Source organism: Arthrobacter horti (assembly GCF_030731045.1).
Taxonomy (GTDB): Bacteria; Actinomycetota; Actinomycetes; order Actinomycetales; family Micrococcaceae; genus Arthrobacter_E; species Arthrobacter_E nanjingensis.
On the sequence record NZ_JAVALS010000003.1, the window covers coordinates 280,976 to 287,671 of the forward strand.

Consider the following 6,696-nt stretch of genomic DNA (forward strand, 5'->3'; position numbering starts at 1 on the left):
CATCATCGCGGCACCGGAGCGCTCGCTCAGATGAGCGGGAGCAGGCCTTCCGTGCCGGCGCCCCAGCCCGGGATGGCCTCCGGGCGGAACACCAGGTAGCCGAGGTTCTTGTCGTATCCGTGGATCTCGCGAGTGTCCAGGACGTCCATGTAGTCCAGGATGTCCTTGGAGAAGCACTGGCCGGGCACCAGGACCGGGAAGCCCGGCGGGTACGGCGTCACGAAGGTCGCGGAGACCACGTCACCGGTGATCATGCGCTCGCGGATCTGCGCCGAGCTCAGGTGCTCCGTGGTGCCCTTGCGGTAGGTCAGGTAGTAGGCGGAGCGCATGTCGCCGGACACGCCGTCCTGTGTCAGGAAGGCCGGGGCGAAGCGGCTGAAGTCCGGGAGCGGGATGGTGACTGCGGTGTCCGGCCCGGACGCCAGGGCCGGTGCCTTGATCCGGGAGAGGGCCTTCTTGCGCTCAAGGTCTTCGGCGATCTTCACCAGGACCTCGATCAGGTACGCCACGGAGCTGCGTGTGGTGCCGATGGTGGTCATGATCAGCACATTGGAGCGGCTGGTCTTGTTGACCTGGATCCGGTGCCCGTCCATGAGGTAGTCGTGCTTGAAGGTGTCCCCGTCCACGCCCGTGGCCGTGATGTCCAGGGTGATGCGGCAGGGGTCCACCACGAACTCGTCCTCCGCCCACGCCTCGTCCCAGGAGGCCAGGCCGTCCTTGGCCGGGTTGGGGCTGGTGGAGACCCGGTACGCGTCCGGGACCAGATCCGAGGTGTACAGGACCCGGAAGTACTTCCGGAGCAGGGGGTGCCGCCCCACGGTGCGGCGGATGCTCATGGCGAGGTCCGCCTGCCGTTGCACCAGGGCGTAGCCCTCCAGCTCCACCTGGCGGCGCCCGATGTCCAGCGAGGCCAGGATCTGGTAGTTCGGCGAGGTGGAGGTGTGCGTCATGAACGCCTCCAGGAACGACTCCTCGTTCAGCTCCGCGAAGTCCTGGTCGAAGACGTGGATCATCGAACCCTGCCGCAGCGAGGTGAGCGTCTTGTGCGTGGACTGCGTCGCGTAGACGCGCAGGCGGGTCGCCGTGGGGTCCGCCAGAAGGCGGGTGTGCACCAGCGTCTCCGTGTCGGCTCCGGCGAGGAGCGCCTTCTGCTGCTCGAAGCGGCGGCCGTAGTCCGCCGTCGTGAACTCGTGTTCCAGCACGCCCGCGGAGTGCATGGCCGTGCGCTGGCGGTACACCGGGTGGAAGCCGGCGAACGCGAACCAGGCCTCGTCCCAGAGGAACACCAGGTCCGGCTTGATCGCCAGGCACTCCTCCATGACGCGGCGGGCGTCGTACACGATGCCGTCGAAGGTGCAGTTGGTCAGGGTGATCATCTTGACCCGGTCCAGCTGGCCGGCGTCGCGGATGGCCAGCAGGCGCCGCTTGATGCTCTCCAGCGGCACCGCCCCGTACAGCGAGTGGCTGTCCAGCGGGTAGGCGTCCAGGTAGCTGACCGAGGCCCCGGCCAGGACCAGGGCGTAGTGGTGGGACTTGTGGCAGTTGCGGTCCACCAGGACGATGTCGCCCGGGCCCACGATCGACTGGTGCACGATCTTGTTGGCCGTGGAGGTGCCGTTGGTGGCGAAGTAGCTGCGGTGGCTGCCGAACGCGCGGGCCGCGAGCTCCTGGGCCTCCTTGATGGCGCCGTGCGGGTCCAGGAGGGAGTCCAGGCCGCCGGAGGTGGCCGAGGTCTCCGCCAGGAGCAGGTTCATGCCGTAGAAGTCGGCCATGTCCTCGATCCACGGGGACGCCAGGACGGAACCGCCGCGGGAGACGGGCAGGGCGTGGAACACGCCGCCGGGGCGCCGGCTGTACTCCTGGATGGCGTCGAAGAATGGGGTCTCGAAGCGCTCCGTGATGCCGCCCAGGATGGACAGGTGCAGGTCCATGGCGTCCGTGCGGGAGAAGACCCGGCGGAAGCGGCCGTTGACCGAACCGGCCAGGGATTCCAGCGCCACGCCGGCCATGAGGAAGAGGTCCAGCTCGGGCCGGATCTCGGTCAGGGCGTCCGCCAGGTGCAGGATCCGGCGGATGGAGCGGGTCTCCTTGAGGCGGTCCCCGGCGCGGCGCTCCACGAAACGGCGCAGCGAACTGCTCAGGCGCTGCTGCGACTGGGCGGCGATGCGCGGGGTCAGGATGACGGACTGGATGCTGGGGTTGATCACCAGGGCCACCATGGCGTCGGCGAAGCTCGGGACCACATTGACGTGGTAGACGAACTTGTCCATGCCGCGGCGCTGGTCCCGGAGCTCGCGGGTGAAGCGCTCCAGCTCGTCGGCCGGGCCGGAGTCCACCACCAGGACCTCGATGTGGGGTGCGGGGCGGGACGGGGTGGCGGCATCGGCGTCGAGCGCCGGGCTCTCAGCGCCGTCCTCGGCCGTCTGGACGCCGGTGCGCAGCATGTCATTGACGCTCTCCACGCGGCTCATGGCCTCGGAGTAGCGTCCCAGGGAGATGAGCTGGGAGATGTCCTTCACGGCCTGCAGGCCGGGCAGGGCCCAGTACGGTTCCAGGGATTCCAGGAGCTGGAGGATGCCGTTGAACGAGGTGGAGCTCTCCGTCTCCAGCTGTCCCATCCGGCGCTGCTGAAGGATCCCGGAGAGGGCGTACCCGAGGTACTCCCAGGTGTCCTTCCTGGTGCGCCATGCGCTTTCCGGAGTCCCGATCTCGGCACCCCACCGTCCCGCGGCCGTTGGTGCGAACGTCATTGCCATCCCCTGGTCTCAACAGTGAGAAAAACCCGGGACGCCCCATTGCGGCCCGGCGGGCCCTGAGGCCTTGCGGATGACCTTACCCGCGGTCCTGGGGCACTTTGGGGGTGAGAGCCAAAATGACGCGCTCTTGTCACCTTACGGAAACCTTCCGAGGGCGCCGGAAGGCGCCGAAAACCCCGGAAACACGCGGAGGACCGGACGCCGCGCGGCGTCCGGTCCTCCGGACAGCAGACTCGGGAGCCTGCTCTGAAATGGGGGTTTCGTGCCGCCTAACGGACCTCGCCCATGAGTTTGCGGACCGCCGGGGTGGCCGCCATGAGCCCCAGTCCCAGGACCACGGCCACGGAACCGACACCGATGAAGTAGGGGAGCTCGTCAGCCGGGTTGTAGAGGCCCGCCAGGATGCCGGCCAGGGTGGTGCCGAGCGACACGGAGAGGAAGAACAGCGCCACCATCTGCGCCTGGAACGCGGCGGGGGCCAGTTTCGTGGAGACGGACAGACCGATGGGGGAGAGGAACAGCTCCGCGAAGGTGAAGAGCAGCAGGATGCCCACCAGGGCCAGGAGCGGGGTCTTACCCGGCCCGGCCAGCGGCACGAACGCCAGGAACGCCAGGCCCATGACCACCAGGCCGAAGGAGAACTTCAGCGGGGAGCTCGGCTGCTTGTGACCCATCCGGGTCCACAGGGCCGCGAAAACGCCGGCGAAGATCACGATGAACACGGGGTTGATGGACTGCACCCAGGCGGCCGGCATCTCCCACCCGAAGAGGTGGCGGTCCAGCTTCTCGTCCGAGTACACGGCGATGAACGTGAACTGCTGCTGGAACAGCGCCCAGAACGCGGCGGAGGCCACGTACAGCGGGATGAACGCGAAGACGCGCTTGCGCTCCACCGGCCGGGTCTTCTTGCTGCTGATCAGGATGATGAAGTACGCCACGGAGGCTCCGATGGCCACGTACGCCATCCAGGTGGCCAGATTCTTGGGGGTGATCAGGCCGGTCAGCAGGAGGGAAAGGATGAGTACGACGACGGCGGCGAAGAGGAGCATGTAGCGCTTGCGTTCGCCGGCGGCCAGGGGGTTCGCCACATGGTGGGCGCTCTCCGGCATCGCCTTGCGCTTGAGGCTGTACACCGCCAGGCCGATCGCCATGCCGACGGCCGCGGCGCCGAAGCCTACGTGGAAACCGTAGCTGCTCTGCAGGAAGCCGGTCACGAGCGGCCCGAGCAGGCCGCCCAGGTTGACGCCCATGTAGAAGATGGAGAAGCCGGCGTCGCGCCGTTCATCCTTGGCGTCGTACAGCGTCCCCACCAGGGCCGTGGCATTGGCCTTCAGACCGCCGGAGCCGAAGGCCACCATGATGAGGCCGAGGGCCAGGCCGGCGACGCCGGGCAGCAGGGCCAGGGCCACGTGGCCGGCCATGATGACGCAGGCGGAGAAGAAGAGCACGCGCTCGGAGCCGAGCAGGCGGTCCGCCAGCCAGGCGCCCAGAATCGTGGAGAGGTAGACGCCGCCGCCGTAGGCACCCACCAGGCTCAGGGCCAGGGTCTTGTCCAGGCCCAGGCCGCCGTCCGTGGCGGTGTAGTACATGTAGTACGCCAGAATCCCCTGCATGCCGTAGAAGGAGAAGCGTTCCCACATCTCCACGGTGAAGAGATTCGCCAGAAGCCGGGGGTGGCCGAAGAAGCCTTTGTCGCTGGACACGGTGGTGTCCGGGCTGGTTTGTACGGGGTTCATCCCTCCATCGTCTCAATCGGCTGTGTCAAAAGTCATATTTAGTGTCCTTGGTCACGCGGCCCGGATCGCGTTTCCGGCGCCCTGATTCCGTTCCGGCGCGGCAATATCCGCACCTGTTGCGGATTCGGGAGCCGAACCGCCCGGGGGTACTCTGAACGTGTCCGGCAACGAGCCACCGGGCATGACAGGAAGGGCACAGCGTGAGCGAGGTTGAGACCGTACGGGTCCAGGAGATCCCGGAGGGTGCCACGATCGTGGATGTCCGCGAGGACTACGAATGGGCCGCGGGACACGTCGACGGCGCCCTGCACCTGCCGCTGAACACGCTCCCCCTGCGCTTCGAGGAGCTGGACCCGGACCAGGATCTTTACATCATCTGCCGCACCGGGGGACGCTCCTGGCAGGCGGCACAGTGGCTGGTGGGCCAGGGGTACTCGGCGATCAACGTGGCCGGCGGGATGGACCAGTGGTTCGAGGCGGGCAAGCCCATGGTGGCGGACGGTCCCGAAACCCCGCGCGTCCTGTAGTCACTGCCACGCCCCACCGACACCACCAGCCGAACCGAGGTCCCGCATGAGCGCCGCCGCCCCCCGTTACACCTACCTGGGCCCGGAGGGGACGTTCACCGAGACCGCCCTGCTCCAGGTCCCCGGAGCCGAGGAAGCCGTCCGGATCCCCGCCGGCAACGCCCGGATCGCCCTGGAGAAGGTACGGCACGGTGAGGCGGACGCCGCCATGATCCCCATCGAGAACTCCGTGGAGGGCGGTGTCCCGGCCACGCTGGATGCCATCGCCAACGGCGGGGAGCTGCGCATCATCCGCGAGGTCCTGGTCCCGGTGACGTTCCAGCTCGTGGCGCGCAAGGGCACCCGCCTTGAGGACATCACGGTGGTCTCCACCCACGGCCACGCGTGGGCGCAGACCCGCGAATGGTTCGACGCCAACCACCCCGGCGTCGACTATCTGACGGCGTCCTCCACGGCGGCGGCCGCCGTCGCGCTCCTGGAGGACGGCGCCGCCCACCAGGCCGCAGTGTGCGCGCCGATCGTCTCCCGTACCCACCCGGAGCTGGAGGTCCTGGCGGACAATATCGGGGACAACCCGGACGCCGTGACCCGCTTCATCCTGGTCTCCCGGCCCGGCCCCATGCCACGGCCCACGGGTGCGGACAAGACCACGCTGGTCATCCCGCTGCCGGAGGACCACCCCGGCGCCCTGATGGAGATCCTGGACCAGTTCGCCAGTCGCGGCGTGAACCTCAGCCGCATCGAGTCCCGGCCCACCGGCCAGTACCTGGGCCACTACTTCTTCAGCATCGACGCGGACGGGCACGCCCACGACGCCCGCATGCAGCAGGCGCTCGCGGGCCTGCACCGGATCAGCCCCGCCACCCGCTTCCTCGGCTCCTACGCCCGCGCGGACGCCCAGCCGCCCGTCGTCGCACCGCACAACTCGGACGCGGCGTTCGCCGCCGCCGAGCACTGGGTGGCCGGCATCCTGCGGGACGGCGCCGCAGGCTGAACCCACGACGACGGCGGGCCGGGACTGCAGCGTCCCGGCCCGCCGTTGTTGTCAGCGTCCTCTGTCCGCCTGACCGCCACGCGCGTATGCTTGCTGGAACATTTCACGGAGCCACTCGATGAGGGTTCCGGAGCGGGCCGCAAGGAGGCAGGGAAACACCATGAGTGAGAACGACGGACAGGGCATGATCGTCAACCCTGAACCGGACTCCGACAATCAGGACTGGGACGGCGACGAGGCGGACCGGGCGGACCGCCTGCGCTTCGCCGAGGAGCAGGCCATGATCAAGGAACAGTCCGAACACAAAGAGGATGAGGCGCTGCGGCGCGCGCGCCAGCAGGCGGCCGAGGAAGAGAACGGTCACTGACCCCAGCGGCTCCCAGGCCTCGCTTCGCATCGGCCCGAGACCCTCGCCGCCGGGGCCCCACCCAGCGGCTCCCAGGCCTCGCTTCGCATCGGCCCGAGACCCTCGCCGCCGGGGCCCCACCCAGCGGCTCCCAGGCCTCGCTTCGCATCGGCCCGGGACCCTCGCCGCCGGGGCCCCACCCAGCGGCTCCCAGGCCTCGCTTCGCATCGGCCCGAGACCCTCGCCGCCGGGGCCCCACCCAGCGGCTCCCAGGCCTCGCTTCGCATCGGCCCGGGACCCTCGCCGCCGGGGCCCCACCCAGCGGCTCCCAGGCCTC

Annotated in this window: 5 protein-coding genes; 3 read left to right on the forward strand and 2 right to left on the reverse strand. The window is 69.0% G+C overall.

The features are described 5' to 3' along the window. Positions 1 to 26: 26 nt before the first annotated feature. Together Q9R02_RS07400 and Q9R02_RS07405 are read right to left on the reverse strand one after the other, a co-directional pair. On the reverse strand, positions 27 to 2,750 hold the full coding sequence (locus tag Q9R02_RS07400; protein WP_305996014.1) for an aminotransferase class I/II-fold pyridoxal phosphate-dependent enzyme: 2,724 nt from the start codon (positions 2,748 to 2,750) through the stop codon (positions 27 to 29). Between the two features lie 275 nt (positions 2,751 to 3,025). After that, positions 3,026 to 4,492 (reverse strand): peptide MFS transporter, encoded by a 1,467-nt coding sequence (locus tag Q9R02_RS07405; protein WP_305996015.1) that lies wholly within the window; start codon positions 4,490 to 4,492, stop codon positions 3,026 to 3,028. 200 nt (positions 4,493 to 4,692) lie between these two features. On the opposite strand from Q9R02_RS07405, the gene Q9R02_RS07410 reads away from it, so the two are divergent. From Q9R02_RS07410 to Q9R02_RS07420, 3 genes are all read left to right on the forward strand, one after another. Continuing rightward, positions 4,693 to 5,019 (forward strand): rhodanese-like domain-containing protein, encoded by a 327-nt coding sequence (locus Q9R02_RS07410; protein ID WP_305996016.1) that lies wholly within the window; start codon positions 4,693 to 4,695, stop codon positions 5,017 to 5,019. A 46-nt stretch (positions 5,020 to 5,065) separates the two neighbouring features. Next, on the forward strand, positions 5,066 to 6,013 hold the full coding sequence (gene pheA, locus Q9R02_RS07415) for a prephenate dehydratase (RefSeq protein ID WP_305996017.1): 948 nt from the start codon (positions 5,066 to 5,068) through the stop codon (positions 6,011 to 6,013). Between the two features lie 160 nt (positions 6,014 to 6,173). Then, a complete protein-coding gene (locus Q9R02_RS07420) occupies positions 6,174 to 6,380 on the forward strand; it encodes a hypothetical protein (protein ID WP_305996018.1) in 207 nt (68 codons plus the stop codon). Positions 6,381 to 6,696: the final 316 nt, after the last annotated feature.